This window comes from Streptomyces sp. NPDC031426, assembly GCF_055581585.1.
Genome location: NZ_JBVIJE010000005.1, coordinates 419,873 through 444,444, shown reverse-complemented (window position 1 = coordinate 444,444; position 24,572 = coordinate 419,873). Strand labels below are relative to the sequence as shown.

Here is a 24,572-nt window from a genome sequence, read left to right as displayed (position 1 = left end):
TCCTTCCAGATCGACGCAGCAGGGGCGCCGACGGCGGCCGTAGGACCGACTATCTATCAGGCAGGGTCCCTGATAGTTTACGGCGCGTGCCGTGAGGGCGAGCTGCGGGGAGGGACCGGAACATGAGTGACGTGGGCTTCGCGCGCGACGAAGTGCGGCGCGCCCGGTACGCCGTGGCGGCCGTGTTCGCCGTGCACGGCGCCGTGACCGGGACGTTCGCCACCCGGGTGCCGTGGATCCAGGACCATGCCTCGCTCGGTGCGGGCCAGTTGGGGTTCGCGCTGGCCTTCACGGCGTTCGGCGCATCCTGTGCGATGCCGCTGGCGGGCCGGATCAGCCACCGGTTCGGCAGCCGTACGGCCCTGCGCGGACTGCTGGCGCTCTGGACGCTCTCCCTGGTCCTGCCGTCCCTAGCGCCGAACCTGTACACCCTGTGCCTGGCGATGTTCGCCTACGGCGCGAGCGCGGGCATGGCCGACGTGGCGATGAACGCCCTCGGCGTCGAGATCGAGCGGCTGCTGGGCAAGTCGATCATGTCGGGGCTGCACGGCATGTGGAGTGCGGGCGCCCTGATCGGATCGGCGGCCGGCACGCTCGCGGCGCACCTCGGCTCGGACGCCCGGCTGCACTTCTCCCTCGCCGCGGCCGTGCTGACCGTGCTCGGCCTGGTGGCCTGCACCTGGGTGCTGGATCTGCAGCCCGCAGAGGACGAGGAGCCGCCGCCGCGGTTCGCGCTCCCGCCGCGCTCGGCGCTGCTGATCGGCACGGTCGGCTTCTGCGCGGTGTTCGCGGAGGGCGCGAGCCTTGACTGGTCGGCGGTGTTCCTGCGGGACCGGCTGGCCAGCTCGGCCGGTGTCGCGGCGGCCTGTACGACCGGCTTCATGCTGACGATGGCGGTGGCCCGCATCGCCGGGGACGCGGTGGTGAACCGGTTCGGCGCGGTCCGCACCGTCCGGGCCGGCGGCGTCCTGGCCGTGCTGGGCGGTCTGCTGATCGTGTTCGCCGGGTGTCCGGCGGTGGCGATGGGCGGGTTCGCGCTGATGGGACTGGGTATCGCGGTGGTCGTGCCGCTGTGCTTCGCGGCGGCCGGGCACGCCGGGCCCCATCCCAGCCAGGCCATCGCGGGCGTGGCGACGATCACCTACACCTCGGGGCTGATCGCGCCGAGCCTGATCGGCGGGGTGGCCCAGGCGACCAGCCTGGTGGTGTCGTTCTGCGTGGTGACGGCGCTGGCGTGCGGGCTCGCGGTGTTCGCGGGCGTCGTGCGCAGCGCCGAGCGCGGCGGCCGGACCGAGGTCAGCCGGCCGGCCGCAGCAGTTCCCGACCCACGGCCCTGAAGGCGTCGGTCCAGGGCGCCGGGCGCAGGGTCGTGGCGTCGAGCCGGACCAGCACCCGGGTGCCCTGGGCGTAGGTCCGCATCCCGTCGGCCGAGCAGAAGCGGAAGCCGTAGGTCAGACCGGTGGTGCCGAGCCGGTCCAGCCAGAGGTGGACGGCGTAGGTGCCGGGACTGGTCACGGGCGCCTCGTAGCTGATGCGCAGTTCGCGGACCGCGTTGCAGGCGTCGCCGGCCGCGTGCCAGTCGCCGTCGAAGCGCACGCCGTGCGCGTTCCACAGCTCGGTCCAGGCGCGCTCGACCAGCAGCGGGTAGCGGGCGTTGTGCAGAAGGCCGAGCGCGTCGAGGTCGTCGAAGTGCACGGTGACGGGGATCAGCCGGCCGTAGGAGACGAGGGGCGCGATCGGGGCTTCGGCGGTCACGGGAGAGGCTCCTGAACATAGCTGGTGAGACGGTTACATACTAAGCGACCGCTCAGGAGCCCTGGCCGAGTGCCCGTCAGCCCGCGATGGAGTCCAGTTGCTCGGCGGCGGGCCGCAGCGCCCACAGGTCGCCGCCGGGCGGCGCCTCCAGCCGGGCCACGGCCGCCTCGGCCGCCGGATCGCCCGCGTCGGCCGCCGCGTGCACGACATCCGTGGCCGCGTACCGGTGGAACTCCAGCTCCGGGTGCGGCCACGCGGCGGCGCCGGTCGCGGCCGGCAGCAGACAGCCGACCGCCTTGAACAGGCTCTGCCCGTCCGGGCCCTGGTACGCCCACAGGTTCACGCCCACGTGCCGGCCGATGGCCGCGAGCCGGGCGTAGGCGACGAGGTCGAAGGCGGAGTAGTGCCAGCTGCGGGTGCGGGCGAGTTCCTGGGGCTGGCTGCCGTCGGCCGCGATCTGCGGGTCGATCCGCTTGGCGCGCGCGTCGAGGACGGTCCGCCGGGCCAGCGCGATGTCGCCGGTGGAGTAGGCGAGGGCGGCGAGCTGCATGTCGTAGAAGGTGCCGTGATTGTTGGCGGCCGCGCCCTCCTGCTTGCCGAAGTCGCTGTTCTTCAGCCAGTTCAGGAAGTCGGCGTTCCACTTGCCCATCGCGGTGCGGTCCTCGGCGCTCCAGCCGGGGGCGCCGGCGGCCAGGATGGCCTGGGCGTCGAGGACGCTGGTGTACGACTGGGAGAAGTCGATGACGCCGATGGCCCGGCCGTCGTACTTGCACGGGATGAACTGGGCGTGGTCCAGGTCGGGGTTCATCCGGGTGGCCGGGTCCAGGAACCAGGTGCGCAGGATCTGCCCGGCCTTCTCGGCGTAGGCCCGCTTGCCGGTGTAGTACCAGGCGAGCGCGAGGTCGTACGTCGAGTCGAAGACCTTCTCGGCGTCCTGCCGGTCCGTTCCGCTGTCGACCTCCGGATTGCGCTGCCCGTCGCGCTGGACGTACGGGCAGCCCCAGGGGTTGTCGGCGGTGGGGGTGGTCGTGGGCCACCAGTAGGGGGCCTGGCTCAGGTACTCGTGGACGTCACCGCCGGGTGCGGGCCTCGGCTTGTCGACGACCGTCCAGGGGCCCTGGTCCAGCCAGGTGTCGGCGCGGGTGGTCAGGTCCCGCAGTGCGCGCTGGAGTCGGGGGTCATGGCCGAGGCGGGCGCGGGTCTGCCGGAGCCGGCCGCCGTCGAGGACGGCGGTCCTCGGGGCCATCGGCGCGGCGTGCGCGGAGGGGGCGTACGCGGCGTGCGCGGACGGGACGAGCGCGGCCCCGAACGTCACCATCGCGGCCAGCAGCACGGCCGCACGGGATCTTCCACTCATCGGGCACTCCGATCTGTCAGCGATCAGCGTGGATCAGATATATGAACTGAGTTCATGAGTAGGACCGTGCGAGCGTAGAACCGCTCGTTGCCCGTGACAATGGTGCGGACCGTCTTCACGTACGTAAGAAAGCGAAACTGCACCATGGACCTCGGCGTGCGCTGGAAGCTGCACGGTGACGGGCGCACCCCCGCGCCCGGAGCGGTGGTACGCCCCGACGAGCGGCTCTCCTGGCCGCGCACGGTGGGCCTGGGCGCCCAGCACGTGGTCGCGATGTTCGGCGCGTCCTTCGTGGCGCCCGTTCTGATGGGGCTCGACCCGAACCTGGCCATCATGATGTCGGGCGTGGCGACCACGATCTTCCTGCTCGCCACCCGCGGCCGGGTGCCGAGCTATCTGGGCTGCTCCCTGTCGTTCGTGGGCGTGGCCGCCGTCATCCGCGCCCAGGGCGGCACGAGCGCCACGGTCACCGGCGCGGTGTTCGTCGTCGGTGTGGCGCTGTTCCTGGTGGGACTCGCGGTGCAGCGCTTCGGGGCCCGGATCATCCACGCGGCCATGCCCCCGATCGTCACCGGCGCGGTCGTCATGCTGATCGGCTTCAACCTCGCCCCGGTGACCGCCTCCACCTACTGGCCGCAGGACCAGTGGACGGCCCTGCTGGTCATGCTGTTCACCGGGCTGGCCGTGGTCTGCCTGCGGGGCTTCTGGTCCCGTATCGCGATCTTCCTCGGTCTCGTCTTCGGCTACGGCATCTCCTGGGCCTTCGACCGGATCTTCGGCAAGATCCACTCCATGAGCGCCGGAGGCAAGGTCACCGACCACTGGCGGCTCGACCTCTCCGGTGTCTCCAAGGCGGACTGGATCGGCCTGCCGCACTTCCATGGACCGTCCTTCCAGTGGTCGGCGATCCTGGTCGCGCTGCCGGTCGTCATCGCCCTCGTCGCGGAGAACGCGGGGCACGTCAAGGCGGTCGGCGAGATGACCGGCGACCCGCTCGACGACAAGCTCGGTACGGCGATCTCCGCGGACGGTGTCGGGTCCATGCTGTCCACCGCGGTGGGCGGCCCGCCGAACACCACCTACTCCGAGAACATCGGCGTGATGGCGGCGACCCGTGTCTACTCCACCGCCGCCTACTGGGCCGCGGCCGGCTTCGCCCTGCTCTTCGGCATCTGCCCGAAGTTCGGCGCCGTCGTGGCCGCGGTTCCGGGCGGGGTCCTCGGTGGCATCACCGTGATCCTCTACGGCATGATCGGCCTGCTCGGCGCCCAGATCTGGCTGCACGCCAAGGTCGATCTGCGCAACCCGCTGAACCTGGTGCCGGCCGCCGCGGGCATCATCATCGGCGTCGGCAACGTCAGCCTGAAGTTCACCAGCAACTTCTCGCTCAGCGGCATCGCCCTCGGCACTCTGGTCGTCATCACCGGCTACCACGCGCTGCGCGCCCTCGCGCCGGCCCATCTGAAGCAGCAGGAGCCGCTGCTGGACGAGGGCACCTCCGCCTACGACACGGAGGCCGAGGGGGAGGGGGCTCCGCGCACCAAGTCGTAGGTGACCCACAGCTAGGCGTCGATCCGGGCCTCGCCGGTGTCCAGGGTCGGCGCCCGGCCGATCTTTGTGGCCGGCTGCTTTCTCCTGGTCGGGGTGGGTGTCGTGCTCTCCGGGGCGGGCGACGGCGCCCGGTCGACCGTCGTACTCGACGAAGGCGAGGGAGACGGAACAGGAGAAGGTGTCCGCGGCACGGGAGCCGCGGTCGGCGCCCGGGTCGCCTCGGTCGGGCCTGGTCGGAGCCGTGGACGCCGGAGCCGCGCGCCTCGATCACACCGGTGAGGGAGCCGGCCAGGGTCACCACAGAGGCCACCGCGACCATCACCCCGTGCCGTACGGCACGCCTGCGCGCGGCACGGCGCTCGGCCAAGCGCCGGGCACGTGAGCCTGACACCGGTGCCACTCCCCCTCGCGTCGCGCACTGCGGCGGTCCGTTCCTCCGTTCCGGCGATGTCTCCGGCCGGTCGGCCCGCCCCTCGGCCCAGGGCTGGGACCCTTCCCCCATGGCGCAGCTGGAACGCTTCACCACTCCCGTCGACGCGGTCGTCTCCCGGATGCGCGCTCTCGGCGCGATCCTGCCCGAACGGGACGGTGTCGCCGTGTTCAACCGCGTCTACCTCACCGTCACCGAGGAGATCGACCGGCGCCTGGACACCGGGGAGTTCCGGGACCCACGGGCGGCGATCGCGCTGGACGTGCGGTTCGCCGAGCGCTACCTGGCGGCGGTCGACGCGGCGGCCGCCGACCGCCGACCGCCCGCCTGCTGGCGTCCGTTGTTCCAGCTCCGCCGCCATCCCGGAGTACGGCCACTGCAGTTCGCGCTGGCGGGCGTCAACGCGCACATCGGGCACGACCTGGCGCTCGCCGTGGTGGACGCCTGTCGCACCCTCGGCTGCGAACCGCCGGACCTGGAGGACGAGTTCGACCGCGTGGGCCAGCTCCTCGTGTCGCTGGAGGAGCGCATCCGCGAGGATCTGATGCCGGGCCCCGATCTGCTGCAGATCGCCGACCCGCTCACCCATCTGCTGGGCTCCTGGAGCCTGGAGCGGGCCCGGGACGGGGCCTGGGTGGCGGCACGGACCCTGTGGACGCTGCGCCACTGCGCCGACATGGCCGAGGAGTTCGCCGAACGGCTGGATGCGGCGGTGGGGTTCGCGGGGCGGATGCTGCTGACGCCGCTCGCCGACTGAACCTGGCCGGATTCCGCCCCTGCGCGAGCGGCCCTCGGAACACGCTGGTGATCGCCGTACGTTGCCGACGAGTATCCGATCCGGTCACAGAGGAGCAGCGGTATGGCGACCCGCCTCGGCCTGAGTCTTCCCCAGATGCGGCAGTACGCAATCGGCACGGACGTGCCCGCGGTGGCACGCGCCGCCGAGCGGATCGGCTACGACAGCCTGTGGGTCTTCGAGCGGGCGCTGTTCCCCGAGCCCGCCACCCAGGGCCTGTACGGCGTCGAGGGCATGCCCTGGCCCGACCAGTACCGCAACGTGGCGGACCCGCTGGTCACCCTGACCCTGGCCGCGGCGGCCACCGAGCGGGCGGAGCTGGGCTCCAGCGTGCTGGTGGCGCCGCTGCACGTGCCGTTCCAGCTCGCCAAGGCCCTGGCCTCGCTGGACGCGGCGAGCGGGGGCCGGGTCATCGCGGGTCTCGGCACCGGCTGGTCCTTGGACGAGTACGCGGCCTCGGCCGTCCGGCCGTTCGCGGAGCGGGGCGCGGCCCTGGACGAGATCATCGCCGTGTGCCGGGCAGTGTGGGGTCCGGATCCGGTTGTGTACGAAGGCCGGTTGACCAGGATCGCCTCGGCCGTGGTCGGGCCCAAGCCCGCCCGGCCGATCCCGGTGATGCTGGCGGCGAGCAACGATCGGGCCTTCCGCAGGCTCGTCGACCATGCCGACGGCTGGCTGCCCGCGGGGTTCAGCGCGGAGGGAGTCAGGGCACAGTGGCGGCGGTTGCGGGAGCTGGCCGAGGAGCGCGGCCGTACGAAGCCCATCCGGACCGTGCTGCGGGTGAACACCAGCCGCCAGGCGAAGCCGTACGACGGGGCGGACCGCCAGCCCTTCCAGGGCGATGTCGACCAGATCGTGGCGGACCTCGTGGAGTACGCCGGCATCGGCCTGGACGAGATCCTGATCGACCTCCAGGGCACCGCGCGGGACGCGCGGGAGCTGGCGGACGTCGCCGCGGAGGTGTTTGAAAAGGCGCGGGCGGCCGGAGTCTGAGGCCGGCCGCCCGCGCCTTGGTCCTTGCTCGTTTCCTGGTCAGTCCTCGGGCAGCTCCACAGGGGCGATCTCGTCGTACACGTCACCCGGGCCGGGGTTGGCCGGGTCGCTCTCGCCGCCGAAGTGGTGCATGACGCCCCAGACCGCGTTCAGCGCGGTCTGGATCGCGCCCTCGGCCCAGCCGGCCGTCCAGGAGATGTCGTCGCCGGCGAGGAAGATGCCCCGCTTGTCCTCGGGCAGCCGGTCCTGCATGAAGTGGGTGAACAGGCGCCGCTGGTAGCGGTAGTGGCCGGGCAGGTTGGCCTTGAACGCCCCCATGAAGTAGGGCTCGTTCTCCCAGGAGACCGTCACCGGGTTGCCGATGATGTGCTTGCGGATGTCGACCTTCGGGTAGATCTCGCCGAGCGACTTCAGCATCACCTCCATCCGCTCGTTCGCGGACAGCGGCAGCCACTTCAGGCTGTCGTCGCACCAGGTGTAGGAGAGGCAGATGACGGCGGGCTGGTCCGGGCCGTTGTCGAGGAGGTAGGTGCCGCGGGTCATGCGGTCGGTGAGCGTCATCGACATGACGTCCCGGCCGGTCTCCTCGTCCTTGTCCAGCCAGAACGGCCGGTCGACGGGGACGAAGAGCTTGGAGCTCTCCATGTAGTGGGTGCGCTCGATCGCCGTCCAGTGGTCGATCGGGAACAGCGAGTCGTCGCAGGCGATCTTGGACAGCAGCATCCAGGACTGGGCGGTGAAGATCGCCGCCTTGTAGGTGCGGATGTCGCCGTTCGCGTCGGTCACGGTGATCTGGTTGCCCGCGGTGCGGTGCAGCCGGGTCACGGCCGGGCGCGGCTCGCCGTCCACGTGCAGGGACTTCAGCGAGGTGCCGTAGGGCCAGTGGACGATCTTCTCCGGCTCGCGCTCCCACAGGCGCAGCGGCAGCTGCTGGGAGCCGCCGACGATGCCGCGGTGGTGGTCGTCGGCCTCGGTGTAGACGACGCGCAGGATCTCCAGGATGGAGTTCGGGAAGTCGGTGTCCCAGCCGCCGGTGCCGAAGCCGACCTGGCCGAAGATCTCGCGGTGCCGGAAGGACTTGAAGGCCTCGGACTCGCAGAGGAAGCCGTAGAAGGTCTGGTTGTCGAGCTTCTCGACGAGCTTCGCCCAGATCTCGCGGATGCGCGGGACGTCCCGCTCGCGCATGGCGCGGTTCATGTCGGAGAAGTCGGCGCCCTCGTCGAGGCACTTGTTCCAGGCGCCGGCGACGTCCCGGTAGACCTGGGGCAGATCGTCGATGGTCTCGGCGTAGTGCGACTCGCCCTTGAGGTCCACGACGGTCGAGGGGGTGGCCTCGGCCAGCGGGTTCGGGAAGGGCTTGGTCTCCAGGCCCACCATGTCGATGTAGTGCTGGAGGGCGGTGGAGGACGGCGGGAAGCGCATGGCGCCCATCTCGGCGGTCAGCGACTCGGCGCAGCCCTCGAAGCCGACCGTGCGCAGCCGGCCGCCGATCTGGTCGGCCTCGTAGACGACGGGCTTGAGGCCCATCTTCATCAGCTCGTACGCCGCCACGATGCCGGACAGACCGCCGCCGATGATCGCGACCTCGGTGCCGTGCTCGGTCGCGGGTATCTGACCGAGGCCCGCCGGGTGGGCGAGGAAGTCGTCGTAGGCGTAGGGGAAGTCCGGGCCGAACATGGTGATCGGCGGCTGCTGCTCGTCGGTGTGCTCGACGGCGTTGGGCACCGTGGACGTCATGGGGTACGGACTCCTTGCACGAGGTGAAACAGGGGGGAGGCTTGTGCGGCGGCTCAGCCGAGGGACCCGTACAGACCGGGGCGGCGGTCCTTCAGGTACGGGTTGGCCTCGCGGGAGGCGGCCAGGAAGGCGGGGTCGGCGTCGGCGATCACCAGCTGCTCGGTGCGGCCGGCCCGGGTGCGGGCGACACCGTCGGGACCGGCGAGGACGGAGAGACCGACGAACTCGAACTCCCCTTCGTGCCCGACCCGGTTGACGTACGCGACGTACATCTGGCTCTCCCAGGCGCGCACCGGCACCAGGGACTCGGCGACGAACTGGAAGGGGTGCATCTGCGCGGTCGGGACGACGAGAAGGTCGGTGCCGGCCAGGGCGTGGGCGCGGACGTTCTCCGGGAACTCGACGTCGTAGCAGATCATCAGGCCGACGGTGAGGCCGTTCAGCTCGGCCTGGACGACCGGCTGCTCGCCCGGCGTGAAGTGATCGCGTTCGAAGCAGCCGAAGAGGTGGGTCTTGCGGTAGTTCGCGAGCCGGGTACCGTCCGCCGAGATCAGCTGGGCGGAGTTGTGGACGGTCTCGCCGTCGCGCTCCGGGTAGCCGTAGACGATCGCCAGGCCGTGTCGGTGGGCCAGCTCGGCGATCGCGTCCGCGCTGTCGCCGTCGGCGGGCTCGGCGAGGCGGGCGATGTCGTCACCGATCGCGTACCCGGTCAGGAACATCTCCGGTGCGGCGAGCAGCGCGGCGCCGGCGGCGGCGGCACGGCCCGCGGCCTCGTCGAGGACCTTGAGGTTCTCGGCGATCGAGCCGGGGCGGCCGGAGCTCTGGAGCAGGGCGGTGCGCATGCGTGAACCTCACCGGACGGGGATTTTGGGGGGCCACGAAGAAGGTACGGTCGGCGTGCTCCGCCGGACAAGAAGGAGCCGTTGCGCGCCCGTGCGCGGTTCATTGCGTGGAGAGCCGGTCGGACGGCGATTCGTTGCGCGCCCCCGGGTGTGGTTCCCGTCCTGGGTGCGGCTACTTGCCGGTGCCGACGGGGTCGACGGTGATGGCGGAGCCGCTGCCGTCCGAGACCGGCACGTTGATGCTGACGGGCAGCGTGCGGGGGTGCGTCTCGTTCGGCGGGGTCACGACGAGGCTGGTGAAGGTCTCGCCGCTGCCGCCGGAGGTGTTCGGCGGGTAGTGCAGGGTGAAGCGGGTCTCCTCGCCCGGCTTGACGCTGACCAGCGGGGCGGCGAGCTTGCTGCGCCGGGCACTGACCGTGCCGTCCTTGCTCTTGAGGTCGGCGCCGGGGAAGCCCTTGAGGGTGCAGGCGGTGGTACCGGTGTTCTTCAGGTTGACGACGAGGGTGCCCTCGGCCATGCCGCCGGAGGTGCTGAACACGAGCTGGGACGTGGTGCAGGCGGACGTCATGGCGCTGCCCGTCCGGGACGCGGTGGGGGTGCCCGTGCCGCTGGACGCGCCGGTGCCGTCGGAGGCCCGGGAGCCGGAGCCCTGGGAGCCGGAACCCTGCGAGGCGGCGCTCGGCGAGCCGGAGTCGCTCGCGCCGGACGAGCCCTTGTCACCGCCCTGGCAGGCGGTGAGCGACAGGCCTGCCACGGCGGCGACGGCGAGCAGCGAGAGCTTCTGGACGCGCATGGTTCCCCTTCAGCGGTACGGGTTCGGCGGTGCGGATGACGTGCTGCCCCGTGAGACACCTGCCGCGGTTGACGCGTTCCGGTCGACACCGCTCCCGTACACGGCTGTGACAAACGGCTAGATCTCCCGCAGCCGTCGCACGATGTCCCGCAGCAGCCCCGGGTCGGTGGCCGGGTCGCCGGCCGGGTGGCGGCGGGGCTCGTCGATGCGGATCAGGCCCGCCTCGGCCAGGTCACCGAGCAGCACCCGGAGGACGGTCAGGGGCAGGTCGGCGTCCGCGGCCAGCTCCACCACGGGTCGCGGGCCGCGCCGGATCAGGTCGAGCAGGGCGGCACGGGCGTGGTCGACGGCCGGTCCCGGCGCGTCGGCGTCCAGCGCGGTGACCCGGGACATCAGGTCGATGGCCTGCGCGCCCGCGGGCCGGGTGCGGCCGCGCGTCACCGTGTAGGGGCGCACCATCGACCCGGTCTCGTCCTCGTACCAGTGCTCGTCGCTCACCGCGGGATCATCTGGGGGTGCGGGCGGCCGCGTCCAGGTGGCGGCCGAGGCGGCGGACGAGCAGGGCCATCTCGTGGGCGAGCTGACCGACGTCGGTGCCGGCCTCGCTGAGGACGGCGAGCCGGCTGCCGTGGCCGGCCGGGGTGATGAAGAGGTAGGCGTCGTCGAGCATCACCATGGTCTGCCGCACCTCGCCCGCGGCGAACCGCTCCCCCGCCGAGCGGGCCAGGCCGTGGAAGCCGGAGCAGACGGCGGCCAGGTGCTCGATGTCGCGCCGGCGCATCCCGTCCGAGCTGCTGAGCGGGAGGCCGTCGGCGGTCAGCAGCACGGCCTGGCGGACGTGCTCGGTGCGCGCCACGAGATCGTCCAGCAGCCAGCCCAGGTCCGTGCCGGGCGCTCCGGCGTGCGGGTCGTGCGGCTCCGGGGTCTGGTCGTCACCGTTCATGATCGGCGTCGGTCCCTTCGTCGGCGTGGCTGGTCAGGGGGTCGGTGTCGGCGTCGGTGGGGGCATTGTGGGCGTGGGCGGCTGCGGGTGCCCGGTCAGGTGCGGCGGTGTGTTCGGGTGCGGGTGCGTGGGGGCTGGTCGCGCCGTTCCCCGCGCCCCTTGGGAGCCGCGCTTCCGTCGGGTTCGTGGTAGCGGAGCCTCGGGCAGTCGCGTCGGTCGCCGGGAGGCCCTTGCGGCCGCGGTCGAGGCCGCGCTGGAAGGCGCCGAAGATCGCGCGCATCTCCTCGGCGTCGATCTCACGTCCGGGTCCGGCGTCCCGCGGCGGCGGTTCGTCCCGCAGCTCCCGGACGAGGGAGGCCTGCCGGGTCCGGCTGGGCAGGGCGGGCGGGGTGACCGGCGCCTCGGACACGGCCTCGGGGCCGGTGCCGGCCGAGGCCGTCGGCCGCTCCCCCGACGACGGCGTGGACCCGGCCCCCGAACCGGCGGCAGCCACAGGTGTCGCGGCGTCCGACGGCAGCTCGCGCACCGGCCCCGGATCAGGGACGGCCCGGGACGACGGCCCCTCCGCCGCCGCGGACCCGGACACGGCCCCCGTACCCGGCGCAGGCACGGACGCGAGCCGGTTCCGTCCGGGCGGGTCACCGGCGGGCGCGCGTCGCGGCTCACCCGGCCCGGACTCAGCCGGCCGCTTCCTGGACGGCAGCTCACGTACAGCCGTCCCCTGTTCGCGTGGCTCCGGCTCCGCCAGCACCCCCTGTGGCAGCAGGACCACCGCCGTCGTACCGCCGTACGGCGAGTCCGTGAGGCTCACCTCGATGCCGTGGCGGGTGGCGAGGCGTCCGACGACGTAGAGGCCGAGGCGGTCGTGGCGGGTGGGGTCGAAGCTGTCGGGGTCGGTGAGGGTGGCGCGGGCGTGGGTGCGCGCCTCGGCGTCGAGGCCGAGGCCGCGGTCGTCGATCTCCAGCACGAACCCGCTGCCGACGCGCCCGGTGCGCAGGGTGACCTGGGTGTGCGGGGGTGAGAAGGCAGTGGCGTTCTCCAGGAGTTCGGCGACGAGATGGACCACGTCGGCCACCGCGTCCGCCGCCACGCCCACCTCCGGCATCGGCGGGACCACCACGCGCGCGTAGTCCTCGATCTCACCGACGGCCGAGGCGACGACGTCCGCGACCGGCACGGGCCGGCGCCAGCGGCGGCCGGGCGTGGCGCCGGAGAGGATGATCAAACTCTCCGCGTGCCGGCGCATGCGGGTGGTCAGATGGTCGATGCGGAACAGCTCGCGCAGGACGTCGGGGTCGTCGGTGCGCCGTTCCAGGGTGTCGACGAGCTTCAGCTGACGGTGCACCAGCGCCTGGTTGCGGCGGGCGATGTTGAGCAGCACCGCGAACAGGCCGCGGCGCAGGGTCGCCTGCTTGACGGCCGCTTCGACGGCGGCGAGCCGCGCGGTGTTGAAGGACCGACCGACCTGCCCGATCTCGTCGTCGCGCACCTCGTCGGCGGCCAGCGGCGGCGCCTCCGCCACCGCATCGACCTCCTCGCCGACGCTCAACCTCCGCATGACATCGGGCAGCTGACGCTGAGTCAGGACATCGGCCGCGTCCCGCAGGATCTCCAGGCGCCGCGAGATGCGCCGCGCACCGCGCACCGCGAACCACAGCGACAGCCCCACGGCCGCCAGGCCCACCACGCCGACGACGGCCGACTTGGTCAGCTCCCGGTAGGCGAAGGCCCGGCCGCGTGCCGCGGAGTTCTCGGCGGACCGCGTACACAGTTGCATGTACCGCCGCACGGCCCGGTCGGTGGTGGACCGCCAGGTGTCCGCCGCGACGGCCCGCCCGGCGCCCGCGGCCCCGGCCCGCAGCAGCGCGTCCTCGCCGCGCACCAGCGAGCCGTACAGGTTCCCGCGCTGGAAGTCCTCGAACAGCGCACGCGAGTCGGCGGGCAGGTCCGGGACATAGGTCCGCTGGAACACCCGCCGGTCCTCGATGGTTGCGGTCAGCGTGTCGTACTGCCGGTCGGTCAGCGTGCCGGCCGCCCGCGCCCCGGCGACCAGCGCGTCCTCCCGGGAGACGAACTCCCGCACCCGCACGAGCTCGCTCACGACCTGCGCCTCTCGGGCGAGCTGTCCGGCCTGGAGGGCGGTGAGCGTGGACTGCACGTCGAAGCCGGGCTCGACCAGCGCGCTGTACTGGTCCACGGCCCGGTCCCAGGTGATATGCCGGGACAGCACCTGCGAGCGCAGCCCGTCCAGTGTGCCGGTGGCCGTGACCATGGCGTCCAGCGCCTGCCGCTGCCGGGCCGTCAGCCGGCCGCGGTCGCCGCCCCGGATCGCCTGCCGCATGGCGTCCACGGCCCGGTCGGTACGGCGCTGCTGCTCGAGCAGCTGACCGGCCGTCGCCGTGTCGAGGCGGGAGCCCAGGTAGGCGGCGGACATCCGGCGCTCGATCTGGATCTGCCCGACGGCGGTGTCCACGGGGGTGCCGAAGTCCTCGTACACCCCCTGGAGCCGGATCAGCGCGCGCAGTTCGGCGGTGACGGACACCATCGCGAAGCTCCACAGCGCCATCAGCGCGACGGCCGGGGCGAGCGCGAGCGCCACGATCCGCGTGCGGACGGTGGTGGGACGGCCGAGGGGCCAGCGCATGGAGTACCTGCCGGGGTTACCAGTCAGTAGAAAGTGCGGCACAAGCTACGGGACGCTCACCCCGGACCGCAATGTGACCTGCGGTAACCCCCGGTCACATCCTGGTCAGGACGAAGGTCGTGACGACCGCCGCGTGGTCGGAGGGCCAGTCGTTGTCCGCGACGTCCGGCCAGGGGCGCGGGCTGCCGGTGACGACGGTCCGCGCGTCCCGTACGGTCAGGCCGCGGTGCAGGACGTAGTCGATCCGGTCCTGCGGCTCGGGCCGTCCGCTGCCGTCCTCGTGCACCGGATGGATCGGCGACCAGGTGTGGCCGGGCTCGGCGACGGGGTCCGGGTGGGCCTCGCGGTAGGAGTCGGCGAAGCCAGCGTCCTCGGCGGCCCTCGTCACCGGCCAGGCCACGTCCGGCCAGTCCAGGTGCGAGGGACAGTTGAAGTCGCCGACGAGCACGACCGGGACGCCGTCGCGCGAGGAGTCCGCGATACGCGCCAGTGCGTCCCGCATCTGGGTCATCCGCAGTTCCTCGTGCGCGATCAGCTCCGCCGCCGGCAGCCCGTCGAAGACGGACTCGTAGGGGCCGTACGGCGTGTAGTGCAGATGCGCCGTCCACACGTCGACCTCGCGGCCCGGTGCCACGGCGATCCGGACGCCCGCGGCGCCGTAGAAGCCGACCTCCGGGTCGCCGAAGCGGGCGGTGATGGGGTGGCGGCTGATGATGCCGAGGTTCTCGCCGGCCCGGTGGTGGTGCCAGCCGAGCGCCTCGGCCAGTTCCTGGGCCGCCGTTCCGCCCGTCTCCTGGAGTCCGACGACGTCGGCGCCGCTGTCCAGGACGACCTTGAGCTGCTTGGCCCGGTGATCGTCGACCTCGCTGCCGCCGAGCCACAGGTTCCAGCTCATGACCCGGAGTTCGGGCGCGACCATGCGCCGCAGCTCGTGGACCGTGACCCCGACGAGGCTCTGCCGGACGGTGCGGCCGGCCGCGGTGCCGATCGGCGCCAGGGACGGTACGGCGAGGACGGCGCACCCGGCGGCCTCGGCGGAGGTGACGCCGGTCTCGGTGTCCTCCACGGCCACACAGGCGGCGGGATCGACGCCGAGGGCCCGGCAGGCGGCCCGGTAGGGGTCGGGGGCCGGCTTGGTGCGGGTGGTGTCGTCGGCGGTGACGGAGGCCGCGAACCGGTCGGCGCCGAGCGCGTCGAGGACGACGTCGGCGACCGCGCGCGGGGACGCGGTCACCAGGGCGGCGGGGACGCCGGCGGCGGCCAGCGCGTCCAGCAGGTCCAGCGCGCCGGGCCGGGGCACGATCCCGGTGCGGACGCGGTCGGCGAACTCGCGGTGCAGTTCGGCCGCGAGGTCCGCCGCCGGCCGGCCTGTCGCCGTACCGAGCCAGGCGGCGGTGTGCTCGACCGGACGGCCGAGCACGTCGGGCTGGTCGGCCTCGGTCAGCGGGCGGCCGGCGACCTGCTCGACCGCCTCCCACCACAGCCGCTCGGTGTCGACGAGCGTGCCGTCCATGTCGAACAGAACGGCCTGCAGCGGGTGTTGATGGATGTGGGGGGTCACGTTCGGGGAATTCCTCACTTCTGGATGCGTTCGGCCACGAGCACCGGCCGCTCGGGCAGCGACACGCCGACGGCGGTTCCGGCGCCGAGCCCGCCGGCCTCGTGGGCGGGCAGGTCCGCCTTGACCTCGGTGCCGTCGGCGAGCCGTACGGTGACCCGGACGACCGCGCCGAGGAAGGCGGTGGCGACGATCCGGGCGGTGCCCTGCTCGTCCGGGCGCACCTGTACGGCCTCGGGCCGCACCAGCACGTCCACCGCACCGCCGGGCACCTCGCCGTCGGCCGGCAGCCGCTGACCGAGCACCTCGACCGTGCCGTCCTTCAGCTCGCCCGGGATCCGGCTCATGGTGCCGACGAACTCGGCGACGAAGGCGGTGGCGGGGCGGCCGTACAACTCGGCGGGTTCGGCGCACTGTTCGAGGCGGCCGGCGCGCATGACGGCGACCCGGTCGGCGACCGAGAGCGCCTCTTCCTGGTCGTGCGTCACGAACAGGGTGGTGATGCCGAGCTCCTGCTGGAGGCGGCGGATCTCCTCGCGCAGGGTGAGCCGCACCTTGGCGTCCAGCGCGGACAGCGGCTCGTCGAGGAGCAGCACGCGCGGGCGCAGGGCCAGGGCGCGGGCCAGGGCGATGCGCTGCTGCTGGCCGCCGGAGAGCTGGTGCGGATAGCGCTCGCCCTTGTCGGCGAGGCCGACCAGCTCCAGCAGCTCGGCGGCGCGTGCGCGGCGTTCGGCCGTACGGACGCCGCGCATGCGCAGCCCGAAGGCGACGTTGTCGACGGCGTTCAGATGCGGGAAGAGGCTGTACGACTGGAAGACCATGCCGGCGTCGCGGCGGTGGGCCGGGACGTGCGTGACGTCCTCGCCGTCCACCAGGACGGCGCCGGAGTCGGGGTGTTCGAACCCGGCGAGCATGCGCAGCGCGGTGGTCTTGCCGCAGCCGGAGGGGCCGAGCAGGGCCAGGAACTCCCCCGGGCGGACGGTCAGGTCGAGCCCGTCGAGGGCGACGGTGGCCCCGAACTCCCGCCGCAGCGAGCGGAATTCGACGGTGGCGGCCTTTTCTGCGACGGCCTTCTCAAGCGTGGTGGCGGTCATGGTGTGTGTTCATCCCCGGGAGTTGGCGGTTCGGTTGCGTCCGCCGCCGGCACCGGCGAGCGCGAGGAGCAGGGCCCAGGTGACGAGCAGGCTGAGCACGGACACGGCGACGGACATCTGGGCCTGCTCGCCGCCGACGTTGTAGATCCACACGGCGAACGGGGTGTAGCCGAGCAGATGGGACACCGTGAACTCGCCGAGGACCAGGGCCAGGGTGAGGAAGGAGGCGTTCAGCAGGGCCCCGCGCAGATTGGGCAGGACGGCCCGGACGAGGGCCTTGGGCCAGGAGGCACCGCAGCTGCGGGCCGCCTCGACGAGGGTCCGTACGTCGATGGCGCGCAGGCCGGCGTCCAGGGCCCGGTAGACGAACGGCAGGGCCATCACGACGTAGGCGAGGACCAGCACGACGGGGAAGTTGTCGTTCTGGATCACCACGAACGTCTCGAACAGCGGGGTGCGGGACAAATGCTCCGGGCCCCACTTGAGCACGGTGGCGATCCCGGCGACGAACGCGATGGGCGGCACCACCAGCGGCAGCGAGCACACCACCTCCACCACCGGCCGCAGCCGGGGCGAGCCGAGCCGGAGGGCGACCACGGCGGGCACCATCAGCAGCAGCACGACCGCGATGGTGGCCACGGCCAGCTCCAGCGAGAGCAGCAGACTGGAGAGGAAGCCGTCGGCGGAGAGGATCTTGGTGTAGGCGTCGAAGGTGAGACCTTGGCCGGGCACGTCCACCGTGAAGATCGCGGAGGCGGCGAGCGGCACCAGGAAGTACAGGGCGGCGAGGCCGAGGACGACCCACCGCCAGAGGGTCAGGCGTCGAGCCATCGGGCACTCCGTCGCTGAAGGGGCAGGTACACGGCCATCACCAGGCCCGCCACCAGCACCATGTCGAGGCTGAGGGCGAGGGCGACGTTCTCCTGGCCGACCAGCACGTTGCCGGACAGGGCGTCGGCGATCTGCAGGGTGACCAGCGGGACCGCGCTGCCGACCATGGCGGCGGCGGTGGCGTAGGCGGCGAAGGCGCTGCCGAACAGCAGTACCAGGCCGCCGAGCAGCGAGGGCGCGAGCACGGGCAGGGCCACGTGCCGCCAGTACTGGGCCCCGGTGGCGCCGTTGTTCAGCGCGGCCTCACGCCACTGGGAGCGCAGGCCGTCCAGCGCCGGGGTGATGGTGAGGACCATGAGCGGGATGAGGAAGTACAGGTAGACCAGGATCAGGCCCCAGAAGCTGTAGAGGTCCCAGCCGGTGCCGTTCAGGCCCAGGTGCACCGTGAGCACGCCCGCGTTGCCGAGGGTGGCGACGAAGGCGAAGGCCAGCGGGACGCCGCCGAAGTTGGCGAGCACGCCGGAGGCGGTCAGCACGGCCTCGCGCAGCCAGCGGGAGCGGGAGCTGACCACGGCCTGAGCGAGCGGCAGCCCGAGCAGGGCGCCGAGCGCGGCGGAGATCGCGGACAGCTTGACGCTGCCGAGCAGGGCGGTGAGGTACGGGCCCTGCAGCGAGGCCGTCATGTTGGCGCCGGTGTAGGTGGTGGCGCCCGTGGTGGCGTCGTCGACCGAGAAGGCGCCGTTGACGATGGCCAGCGCGGGCAGGCCGAAGGCGACGGCCGTGAACGCCAGGAGCGGCACCACGGCGAGCCAGCCGGGGGCGCGGCGCCGCCGCTTCGCCGAAGCGACGGGCGCCACGTCCGCGCGCGGGAGAGCGGCGGTCATCCGGAGACGGCCTTCCCCCAGCCCTGGGCGATGACCGTCTTGGCCTTGCTCTGCTGGGTCTCGGTCGGAAAGGACGGCGTGCCGGTGACCTTCGGGAGCTTGGCGGCGGCCGTCTTGTCGAGGGTGCCGGCCTTGTCCATGGCGGCCATCAGGGCCGGGCGGGCGTAGCCCTTGAGCCACAGGTTCTGGCCCTCGGTGCTGTACAGGTACTCCTGCCACAGGCGGGCGGCCGCCGGGTGCGGGGCGTCCTTGGTGATGGCCTGGGAGTAGTACTGGGCGTACTGGCCGTCGCTCGGGATGACGACCTTCCAGTCGAGGCCCTTGGACTTGAACTCGTCGGCGTAGCCGGCGTTCAGGTAGTCCCAGTCGATCGAGATCGGCGTCTCGCCCTTCTCGACGGTGGCCGGGGTGGACTCGACCGGCGTGTAGTTGCCGTTCTTCTTCAGCTTGGCGAAGAAGTCCAGGCCGGGCTGGATGTCGTCGAAGGAGCCGCCGTTCGCCAGGGCCGCCGCGTAGACGCCGCCGAAGGCCGAGCCGGACTTGGTGGGGTTGCCGTTGAGGGCGACCTGGCCCTTGTACTCGGGCTTGAGGAGGTCCTTGAAGCTGGTCGGGCAGGTCTTCACGCGCTTGGCGTCGCAGCCGATGGAGACATAGCCGCCGTAGTCGTTGAACCAGCGGGCCTGCGGGTCCTTCTGGGCCTCGGGGAGGTCGGCGTAGGAGGCGACCTTGTAGGACGCGAGCAGGCCCTGCTGGGCGGCGCTCAGCGCGAAGGAGGAGCCGAGGTCGAGGACGTCGGGGGCGCGGTCCTGGCCCTTGCGGGTGGTGACGGCGTTGATCTCGTCCTGGCTGGTGCCGTCGGGGCTCTCGTCCTGGATCTTGATGCCGTACTTCTTCTGGAAACCGTCGATGATCGCGCCGTAGTTGGCCCAGTCGCGAGGCACCGCGATGATGTGCAGCGTGCCTTCCTTCTTGGCCGCCTTGACCAGGGCGTCCATGCCGCCGAAGTCGGCCGCGGAGGTGGCGGTGGCGGCGTTCTTGCCGTCCTTGGTCGTGGTGGACGCGTTGTCGGGGGCGGCGCCGCAGGCGCTGAGCGCGAGCGCGGCGACGACGGCGAGGGAGCCGCCGAGGACGGCGTTTCTCGGCAGGGACACGATCACGGTCTCTCCAGGGGACGCATCAGGGTTGCGGAGAACTTGTCTGAACAAGTTGCGTCACAGTACGCCCGCTCGCGGTGTCCTGTCTGTAAACGGGAGCGAAACTTTGGGCCCTGGTTGGCTGCACAATCCAGACCGTTTCAGATCACGCTCAGGTCTCGATTAGGCTGGTCACGCTGTGCACAGTGACCTGAGCAGAGGGGAAGCATGACCGCGCGACACGAGGAGATCGCCGACGAGCTGCGGCGGGCGATCGACCGCGAGGAGTACACGGTCGGCAGCCGACTGCCCTCGGAGTCGGAACTCGCCACGCAGTACGGCGTCTCACGCGGCACGGTCCGCCAGGCCGTCGCGACCCTCACCTCCGAAGGCCTGATCGGCTCCCGTCAGGGTGCCCGGCGCGTCGTCCTGGCCAGCCGCCGCAGCCAGAGCTTCGAGGAACTGCGCAGCTTCGCCCAGTGGGCCCGGGCGATGGGCCGCGAGGCCACCGGCCAGGTGGTGTCCCAGGAGTACCGCCCGGCGACCCACGAGGACGCCGTACGCCTCCAACTGTCCGTCGGCACACGGGTGTTGCACGTGCTCCGGGTGCGCGGCCTGGACGGCGAGCCGGTGCTGCTGGAGCGCACGGTGTACGCCGACTGGATCTCCCCCGCCGTCGAGTCGATCGAGCCGGAATGCCCGTCGGTCACCCAACGCCTCTACGACGACTCGGGGTTGGTCTTCGCCTACGGCGAGCACATCATCGACGCGGTGGCGGCGGGCGCCCAGGACGCCGAACTGCTCGGTGTCCGCCGTACGAGTCCGCTGCTGCGCGTCCGCCGGGTGACGACGACCCGCGAGGGGCGCCCGGTGGAGTGGTCGGACGACCGGTACCGCTCGGACGCGGTGAGCTTCAGCGTGCACAATTCCATCGGGAACAACGCCCTGGCCCGCAAGACCGCGGAGTGAGGGCTGCCGAAGGGGGATCACATGGCGTACGTCCGGACCGTGTCGCTGCCGTACGTGGACACGCACACGACCGTCGTCCCCGCCGGCGCGGACGTCGTCTGGCGGACGATCGGCGAGGTCATGCGCCGGTCCTTCGCCGGACGGGCGGGAGCCGGCTACGCCCGCCTGGTCGGCGTCGCCGACCGCACGACGTCCGGTCCGCACACGCCGGCCGTGGGCTCCACGGTCCGCGGCTTCCGCGTCACGACGGCGGATCCGCTGCGCGAGCTGGTCCTCACCGGCCGCCACCGCTTCTCGGCGTACACGCTGACCTTCCGCCTGGCACCGGAAGGCCCGGGCCGCACGCGCGTGAGCGCGGAGACCCGGGCCGTGTTCCCCGGCCCGGCCGGGAAGCTGTACCGCTTGCTGGTGATCGGCAGCGGCGCCCACGCGGCGGTGATGCGCCGCATGCTGACCTCGATCAGCGCCCCGAAGGGGGCGCGGTGAACCGCGCGCCGAACCACGGATCACCCGCACCCGGCACACGGCAGAGCGCCCCGAGCCGTAGTCCGGATCAGCCCGGCGCCCCGGAAGAAAAGCGCCGCAGCAACGGCGACAGCACCAGCACCGACTTGGTCCGCTCCACGAACGGCTCGCCGGCGATCCGCTCCAGTACTCGCTCGAAGTGCCGCATGTCGGAGGCGAAGACCTGGGCGATCGCGTCCGCGTCCCCGGTGACGGTGGACGCGGCCACGACCTCCTGATACCGCTCCAGCCCCCGCTGAATGGTGTCCGGCGAGGTGTTCCGCCGGCAGTAGATCTCGATGTAGCCCTCGGTCTCCCAGCCGAGCGCCGCCGGGTCCACCCGCACGGTGAATCCGGTGATCGCTCCGGTGGCGCGCAGCCGGTCCACGCGCCGCTTCACCGCGGGCGCGGACAGGCCGACCATCTGCCCGATGTCCGCGTAGGAGCGGCGGGCGTCCTCGGCGAGGGCGTGCACGATGCGTTCGTCGAGATCGTTCAGCACAGGGGGTGGTTCACTTCTTCGGTCCGGTCACTTCTCTGCCGTCACCGCGAGGTCGTCACCGGTCGCGAGACGGGAACGGCGATAGCCGTACACGAAGTAGAACACGAGCCCGACGGCCATCCAGACACCGAACACGATCCAGGTGACGGTCGACAGGCTGCCCATCATCCACACGCAGAAGGCGAAGCCCAGCGCGGGCAGCAGCGGCGACAGCGGGACCCGGAAGGAGCGGTGCATGGCCGGGCGGGTCCGGCGCAGCACCACGACGGCGACGTTGACCAGCGCGAAGGCGAACAGCGTGCCGATGCTGGTGGCGTCCGCCAGCTGGCCCAGCGGAATGGCGGCGGCGAGGACACCGCAGAACAGCGACACGATGACCGTGTTGGCGCGCGGGGCACCGGTCTTCGGGTGGACCTTGGCGAAGACCTTGGGCACCAGTCCGTCGCGGGACATGGCGAACAGGATGCGGGTCTGGCCGTAGAGCACGGTCAGCACGACGCTCGCGATGGCGATGACGGCGCAGAAGGCCAGCAGGGTGCCCCAGAAGCTCTGCCCGGTGACGTCCTTCATGATCTGGGCGAGCGTGGCCTCGGAGTCGTTGAAGCTCCGCCACGGCTTGGCACCGACGGCGACGGCGGCGACCAGCACGTACAGGGCGGTCACGATGACCAGCGACAGCATGATCGCGCGGGGCAGGTCGCGCTGGGCGTCCTTGGCCTCCTCACCGGCGGTGGAGGCGGCGTCGAAGCCGATGTACGAGAAGAACAGCGTGGCCCCGGCGCCGCTGACGCCCGCCATGCCGAGCGGCATGAAGTGGGAGTAGTTGCCGGACTTGAAGCCCATGAAGCCGATCGCGCAGAACAGGATCAGGGCGGCGATCTTCACGGACACCATGACGGTGTTGGCCCGCGCGGACTCCTTGGCGCCGCCCATCAGGAACACCATCGCGAGGATCACGACGATCAGGGCGGGCAGGTTGAAGACACCGCCGTCGACGCCGGGCGGGTTGGCGAGGGCGTTCGGGATGGTGACGCCGATGGTGCCGGACAGCAGCTCGTTCAGGTACTCGCCCCAGCCGACGGCCACGGCGGCGACCGAGACGCCGTACTCCAGGAGCAGACACCAGCCGCAGACCCAGGCGATCAGTTCGCCCATCGTTGCGTATGCGTACGAGTACGAGGAGCCGGAGACGGGGATGGTGCCCGCCAGCTCGGCGTAGGACAGGGCCGAGAACAGCGCGGTGAGACCGGCGATCACGAACGAGAGGACGACGGCCGGGCCCGCCTTGGGGACGGCCTCGCCGAGGACGACGAAGATACCGGTGCCGAGCGTGGCACCGATGCTGATCATGGTCAGCTGCCACAGGCCGAGGGAGCGCCGAAGCGAGCCTCCCTCGCCCTGGCCGCCCTCCGCGACCAGGCGTTCCACGGGCTTGCGCCGCATGAGGCGCGCGGCGAGGCCCTGGGGTGCGGGGGCGGTCGCTGTGCGGTCGTGCGGGGGTGCGCCTTGGTCGAGCACGCGTTGGCTCCTTCATCCTGCCGGTCATTGCGGACGGGGACCTGGGGCAGCCCTGCGCGGGCAGGGGCCCACCGAGCGGGGTCCCCGCCACGCCACGTACAGCGCAGCACCTTACGGGGGTGGCCTTCACGGGCGTAATGCAGCAACCTTGCGCGTCCCCGCATGATCATTGCGTTCCTCGGCCCGGAATGACAAATCGTTGTGCGCCGGCTGTCGACCGTTGCACGGCAACGGCCCCCGTTCTCCCGGCCAGCGGGAACAACGGGGGCCGTGAGGAAGGGAGTCGGATCAGTTCCAGCTCGCGTGCAGCGGCTTGCCCTCGGCGTAGCCGGCCGCGCTCTGGATGCCCACGATCGCCTTCTCGGCGAACTCCTCCAGGGAGGCGGCACCGGCGTAGGTGCAGGAGGAGCGGACGCCCGCGATGATCGAGTCGATCAGGTCCTCGACGCCCGGGCGGGCCGGGTCGAGGAACATGCGCGAGGTGGAGATGCCCTCCTCGAACAGCGCCTTGCGGGCGCGGTCGTACGCCGACTCCTCCGACGTGCGGTTGCGCACCGCGCGGGCGGAGGCCATGCCGAACGACTCCTTGTAGGCACGGCCGTTGGCGTCGTGCTGGAGGTCGCCCGGCGACTCGTACGTGCCCGCGAACCACGAACCGACCATCACGTTGGACGCGCCGGCCGCGAGCGCCATGGCCACGTCGCGCGGGTGCCGGACACCGCCGTCGGCCCACACGTGCTTGCCGTACTTCTTCGCCTCGGCGGCGCACTCCAGCACCGCGGAGAACTGCGGGCGGCCCACGCCGGTCATCATCCGGGTGGTGCACATGGCGCCGGGGCCCACACCGACCTTGATGATGTCCGCGCCGGCGTCGATCAGGTCCTTGACGCCCTCGGCCGAGACGATGTTGCCGGCGGCGATCGGCACCTGCGGGTCGAGCGCGCGCACCAGCTTGATGGCGCTGATCATCGACTCCTGGTGGCCGTGCGCGGTGTCGATGACGAGCGTGTCCACGCCCGCGTCGAGCAACTGCTTGGCCTTGCCCGCCACATCGCCGTTGATGCCGACGGCGGCGGCGATGCGCAGCCTGCCCTTCGCGTCGACGGCCGGGGTGTACAGCGTGGCGCGCAGGGCGCCCTTGCGGGTGAGGATGCCGGCCAGCTTGCCGTCCTTGTCGACGGCCGGGGCGTAGCGGCGGTTGTGGTGGTCGAGGGTGTTGAAGGCCTCGCGCGGGTCGATGTCGGCGTCCAGCAGGAGCAGGTCCTTGGACATGACCACTTCGAGCTGGGTGAAGCGGTCGACGCCGGTGAGGTCCGCGTCGGTGACGACACCGACGGGCCGCTGCTCCTCGTCCACGACCACACCGGCGTTGTGGGCGCGCTTGGGCAGCAGGGCCAGCGCGTCGGCGACGGTCTGGTGCGGGGCCAGGACGATCGGCGTGTCGAGCACGAGGTGGCGGCTCTTCACCCAGGAGACGACGTCGGTGATGACGTCGATCGGGATGTCCTGCGGGATGACCACCAGACCGCCGCGGCGGGCCACCGTCTCGGCCATGCGCCGGCCGGCGATCGCGGTCATGTTGGCCACGACGAGCGGGATGGTGGTGCCCGTGCCGTCCGGCGAGCTGAGGTCCACGCCCTGACGCGAACCGACCGCGGAGCGGCTCGGCACCATGAACACGTCGTCGTACGTCAGGTCGTACGCGGGCTGGATGTCATTGAGGAAACGCACGTGCTGC

At 72.0% G+C, this 24,572-nt stretch carries 22 protein-coding genes; 6 read left to right on the top strand and 16 right to left on the bottom strand.

Annotated features, from left to right (window positions below; genetic code table 11):
• Nucleotides 1-122: 122 nt before the first annotated feature.
• A complete protein-coding gene (locus ACZ5NH_RS12830; protein WP_468774799.1) occupies nucleotides 123-1,337 on the top strand; it encodes an MFS transporter in 1,215 nt (404 codons plus the stop codon).
• Here ACZ5NH_RS12830 and ACZ5NH_RS12825 read toward each other — a convergent pair.
• Nucleotides 1,297-1,755, bottom strand: a complete 459-nt coding sequence (locus tag ACZ5NH_RS12825; protein ID WP_468774797.1) for an acyl-CoA thioesterase — start codon at nucleotides 1,753-1,755, stop codon at nucleotides 1,297-1,299. The two genes, ACZ5NH_RS12830 and ACZ5NH_RS12825, sit on opposite strands and share 41 nt — an antisense overlap.
• A 76-nt stretch (nucleotides 1,756-1,831) precedes the next feature.
• Complete coding sequence (locus ACZ5NH_RS12820; protein WP_468774795.1) at nucleotides 1,832-3,112, bottom strand: alginate lyase family protein; 1,281 nt, start codon at nucleotides 3,110-3,112, stop codon at nucleotides 1,832-1,834.
• Between the two features lie 144 nt (nucleotides 3,113-3,256).
• Here ACZ5NH_RS12820 and ACZ5NH_RS12815 point away from each other — a divergent pair, with 144 nt between their 5' ends.
• The 3 genes from ACZ5NH_RS12815 (at nucleotide 3,257) to ACZ5NH_RS12805 (ending at nucleotide 6,882) form a co-directional block, all read left to right on the top strand.
• On the top strand, nucleotides 3,257-4,663 hold the full coding sequence (locus ACZ5NH_RS12815; RefSeq protein ID WP_468774793.1) for a uracil-xanthine permease family protein: 1,407 nt from the start codon (nucleotides 3,257-3,259) through the stop codon (nucleotides 4,661-4,663).
• A gap of 500 nt (nucleotides 4,664-5,163) precedes the next feature.
• Nucleotides 5,164-5,850, top strand: coding sequence for a DUF5995 family protein (locus tag ACZ5NH_RS12810; RefSeq protein ID WP_468774791.1), 687 nt, complete (start codon nucleotides 5,164-5,166; stop codon nucleotides 5,848-5,850).
• Between the two features lie 102 nt (nucleotides 5,851-5,952).
• On the top strand, nucleotides 5,953-6,882 hold the full coding sequence (locus ACZ5NH_RS12805; RefSeq protein WP_468774789.1) for an LLM class F420-dependent oxidoreductase: 930 nt from the start codon (nucleotides 5,953-5,955) through the stop codon (nucleotides 6,880-6,882).
• 39 nt (nucleotides 6,883-6,921) lie between these two features.
• Here the strand turns inward: ACZ5NH_RS12805 and ACZ5NH_RS12800 are convergent, their stop codons facing one another.
• From ACZ5NH_RS12800 to ACZ5NH_RS12750, 11 genes are all read right to left on the bottom strand, one after another.
• Nucleotides 6,922-8,619, bottom strand: coding sequence for a flavin monoamine oxidase family protein (locus ACZ5NH_RS12800; RefSeq protein WP_468774787.1), 1,698 nt, complete (start codon nucleotides 8,617-8,619; stop codon nucleotides 6,922-6,924).
• Between the two features lie 53 nt (nucleotides 8,620-8,672).
• On the bottom strand, nucleotides 8,673-9,461 hold the full coding sequence (locus ACZ5NH_RS12795; protein ID WP_468774785.1) for a carbon-nitrogen hydrolase family protein: 789 nt from the start codon (nucleotides 9,459-9,461) through the stop codon (nucleotides 8,673-8,675).
• A gap of 172 nt (nucleotides 9,462-9,633) precedes the next feature.
• On the bottom strand, nucleotides 9,634-10,254 hold the full coding sequence (locus tag ACZ5NH_RS12790) for a DUF4232 domain-containing protein (RefSeq protein ID WP_468774784.1): 621 nt from the start codon (nucleotides 10,252-10,254) through the stop codon (nucleotides 9,634-9,636).
• A 117-nt stretch (nucleotides 10,255-10,371) separates the two neighbouring features.
• On the bottom strand, nucleotides 10,372-10,752 hold the full coding sequence (locus ACZ5NH_RS12785; RefSeq protein ID WP_388626099.1) for a DUF742 domain-containing protein: 381 nt from the start codon (nucleotides 10,750-10,752) through the stop codon (nucleotides 10,372-10,374).
• 7 nt (nucleotides 10,753-10,759) lie between these two features.
• Complete coding sequence (locus ACZ5NH_RS12780; RefSeq protein ID WP_451007540.1) at nucleotides 10,760-11,197, bottom strand: roadblock/LC7 domain-containing protein; 438 nt, start codon at nucleotides 11,195-11,197, stop codon at nucleotides 10,760-10,762.
• Nucleotides 11,187-13,841: a sensor histidine kinase gene (locus tag ACZ5NH_RS12775; protein ID WP_468774781.1), complete on the bottom strand. Its 2,655-nt coding sequence runs from the start codon at nucleotides 13,839-13,841 to the stop codon at nucleotides 11,187-11,189. Before ACZ5NH_RS12775 ends, ACZ5NH_RS12780 begins: the two co-directional genes overlap by 11 nt.
• Before the next feature lie 94 nt (nucleotides 13,842-13,935).
• Nucleotides 13,936-15,402: an HAD-IA family hydrolase gene (locus ACZ5NH_RS12770; RefSeq protein WP_468774779.1), complete on the bottom strand. Its 1,467-nt coding sequence runs from the start codon at nucleotides 15,400-15,402 to the stop codon at nucleotides 13,936-13,938.
• A 14-nt stretch (nucleotides 15,403-15,416) separates the two neighbouring features.
• Nucleotides 15,417-16,493 (bottom strand): ABC transporter ATP-binding protein, encoded by a 1,077-nt coding sequence (locus ACZ5NH_RS12765; protein ID WP_468774778.1) that lies wholly within the window; start codon nucleotides 16,491-16,493, stop codon nucleotides 15,417-15,419.
• 9 nt (nucleotides 16,494-16,502) lie between these two features.
• Nucleotides 16,503-17,324, bottom strand: a complete 822-nt coding sequence (locus ACZ5NH_RS12760) for an ABC transporter permease (RefSeq protein WP_388626108.1) — start codon at nucleotides 17,322-17,324, stop codon at nucleotides 16,503-16,505.
• Nucleotides 17,309-18,208 (bottom strand): ABC transporter permease, encoded by a 900-nt coding sequence (locus ACZ5NH_RS12755; RefSeq protein WP_388626109.1) that lies wholly within the window; start codon nucleotides 18,206-18,208, stop codon nucleotides 17,309-17,311. The genes ACZ5NH_RS12760 and ACZ5NH_RS12755 overlap by 16 nt, the downstream gene beginning before the upstream one ends.
• A complete protein-coding gene (locus ACZ5NH_RS12750) occupies nucleotides 18,205-19,365 on the bottom strand; it encodes an ABC transporter substrate-binding protein (RefSeq protein WP_468774775.1) in 1,161 nt (386 codons plus the stop codon). Before ACZ5NH_RS12750 ends, ACZ5NH_RS12755 begins: the two co-directional genes overlap by 4 nt.
• Before the next feature lie 204 nt (nucleotides 19,366-19,569).
• Here ACZ5NH_RS12750 and ACZ5NH_RS12745 point away from each other — a divergent pair, with 204 nt between their 5' ends.
• Together ACZ5NH_RS12745 and ACZ5NH_RS12740 are read left to right on the top strand one after the other, a co-directional pair.
• A complete protein-coding gene (locus tag ACZ5NH_RS12745) occupies nucleotides 19,570-20,310 on the top strand; it encodes a GntR family transcriptional regulator (RefSeq protein WP_468774773.1) in 741 nt (246 codons plus the stop codon).
• Between the two features lie 21 nt (nucleotides 20,311-20,331).
• A complete protein-coding gene (locus tag ACZ5NH_RS12740; RefSeq protein WP_468774771.1) occupies nucleotides 20,332-20,796 on the top strand; it encodes a hypothetical protein in 465 nt (154 codons plus the stop codon).
• Between the two features lie 67 nt (nucleotides 20,797-20,863).
• On the opposite strand, the gene ACZ5NH_RS12735 is transcribed toward ACZ5NH_RS12740, so the two are convergent.
• From ACZ5NH_RS12735 to ACZ5NH_RS12725, 3 genes are all read right to left on the bottom strand, one after another.
• A complete protein-coding gene (locus ACZ5NH_RS12735) occupies nucleotides 20,864-21,316 on the bottom strand; it encodes an Lrp/AsnC family transcriptional regulator (protein ID WP_031174468.1) in 453 nt (150 codons plus the stop codon).
• Nucleotides 21,317-21,343: 27 nt separating this feature from the next.
• Complete coding sequence (locus ACZ5NH_RS12730; RefSeq protein ID WP_388626115.1) at nucleotides 21,344-22,834, bottom strand: amino acid permease; 1,491 nt, start codon at nucleotides 22,832-22,834, stop codon at nucleotides 21,344-21,346.
• A 288-nt stretch (nucleotides 22,835-23,122) separates the two neighbouring features.
• Entirely contained in the window at nucleotides 23,123-24,565 is a 1,443-nt protein-coding gene (locus tag ACZ5NH_RS12725) for a GuaB1 family IMP dehydrogenase-related protein (RefSeq protein ID WP_468774759.1), read from the bottom strand.
• Nucleotides 24,566-24,572 lie beyond the last annotated feature (7 nt).

Bases quoted from the DNA above. Each gene is read 5' to 3' on its own strand.
- ACZ5NH_RS12795 (WP_468774785.1), bottom strand. From the start codon at position 9,461: ATGCGCACCGCCCTGCTCCAGAGCTCCGGCCGCCCCGGCTCGATCGCC.
- ACZ5NH_RS12780 (WP_451007540.1), bottom strand. From the start codon at position 11,197: ATGAACGGTGACGACCAGACCCCGGAGCCGCACGACCCGCACGCCGGA.
- ACZ5NH_RS12805 (WP_468774789.1), top strand. From the start codon at position 5,953: ATGGCGACCCGCCTCGGCCTGAGTCTTCCCCAGATGCGGCAGTACGCA.
- ACZ5NH_RS12810 (WP_468774791.1), top strand. From the start codon at position 5,164: ATGGCGCAGCTGGAACGCTTCACCACTCCCGTCGACGCGGTCGTCTCC.
- ACZ5NH_RS12765 (WP_468774778.1), bottom strand. From the start codon at position 16,493: ATGACCGCCACCACGCTTGAGAAGGCCGTCGCAGAAAAGGCCGCCACC.
- ACZ5NH_RS12800 (WP_468774787.1), bottom strand. From the start codon at position 8,619: ATGACGTCCACGGTGCCCAACGCCGTCGAGCACACCGACGAGCAGCAG.
- ACZ5NH_RS12830 (WP_468774799.1), top strand. From the start codon at position 123: ATGAGTGACGTGGGCTTCGCGCGCGACGAAGTGCGGCGCGCCCGGTAC.
- ACZ5NH_RS12790 (WP_468774784.1), bottom strand. From the start codon at position 10,254: ATGCGCGTCCAGAAGCTCTCGCTGCTCGCCGTCGCCGCCGTGGCAGGC.
- ACZ5NH_RS12745 (WP_468774773.1), top strand. From the start codon at position 19,570: ATGACCGCGCGACACGAGGAGATCGCCGACGAGCTGCGGCGGGCGATC.
- ACZ5NH_RS12775 (WP_468774781.1), bottom strand. From the start codon at position 13,841: ATGCGCTGGCCCCTCGGCCGTCCCACCACCGTCCGCACGCGGATCGTG.
- ACZ5NH_RS12740 (WP_468774771.1), top strand. From the start codon at position 20,332: ATGGCGTACGTCCGGACCGTGTCGCTGCCGTACGTGGACACGCACACG.
- ACZ5NH_RS12820 (WP_468774795.1), bottom strand. From the start codon at position 3,112: ATGAGTGGAAGATCCCGTGCGGCCGTGCTGCTGGCCGCGATGGTGACG.
- ACZ5NH_RS12755 (WP_388626109.1), bottom strand. From the start codon at position 18,208: ATGACCGCCGCTCTCCCGCGCGCGGACGTGGCGCCCGTCGCTTCGGCG.
- ACZ5NH_RS12815 (WP_468774793.1), top strand. From the start codon at position 3,257: ATGGACCTCGGCGTGCGCTGGAAGCTGCACGGTGACGGGCGCACCCCC.
- ACZ5NH_RS12760 (WP_388626108.1), bottom strand. From the start codon at position 17,324: ATGGCTCGACGCCTGACCCTCTGGCGGTGGGTCGTCCTCGGCCTCGCC.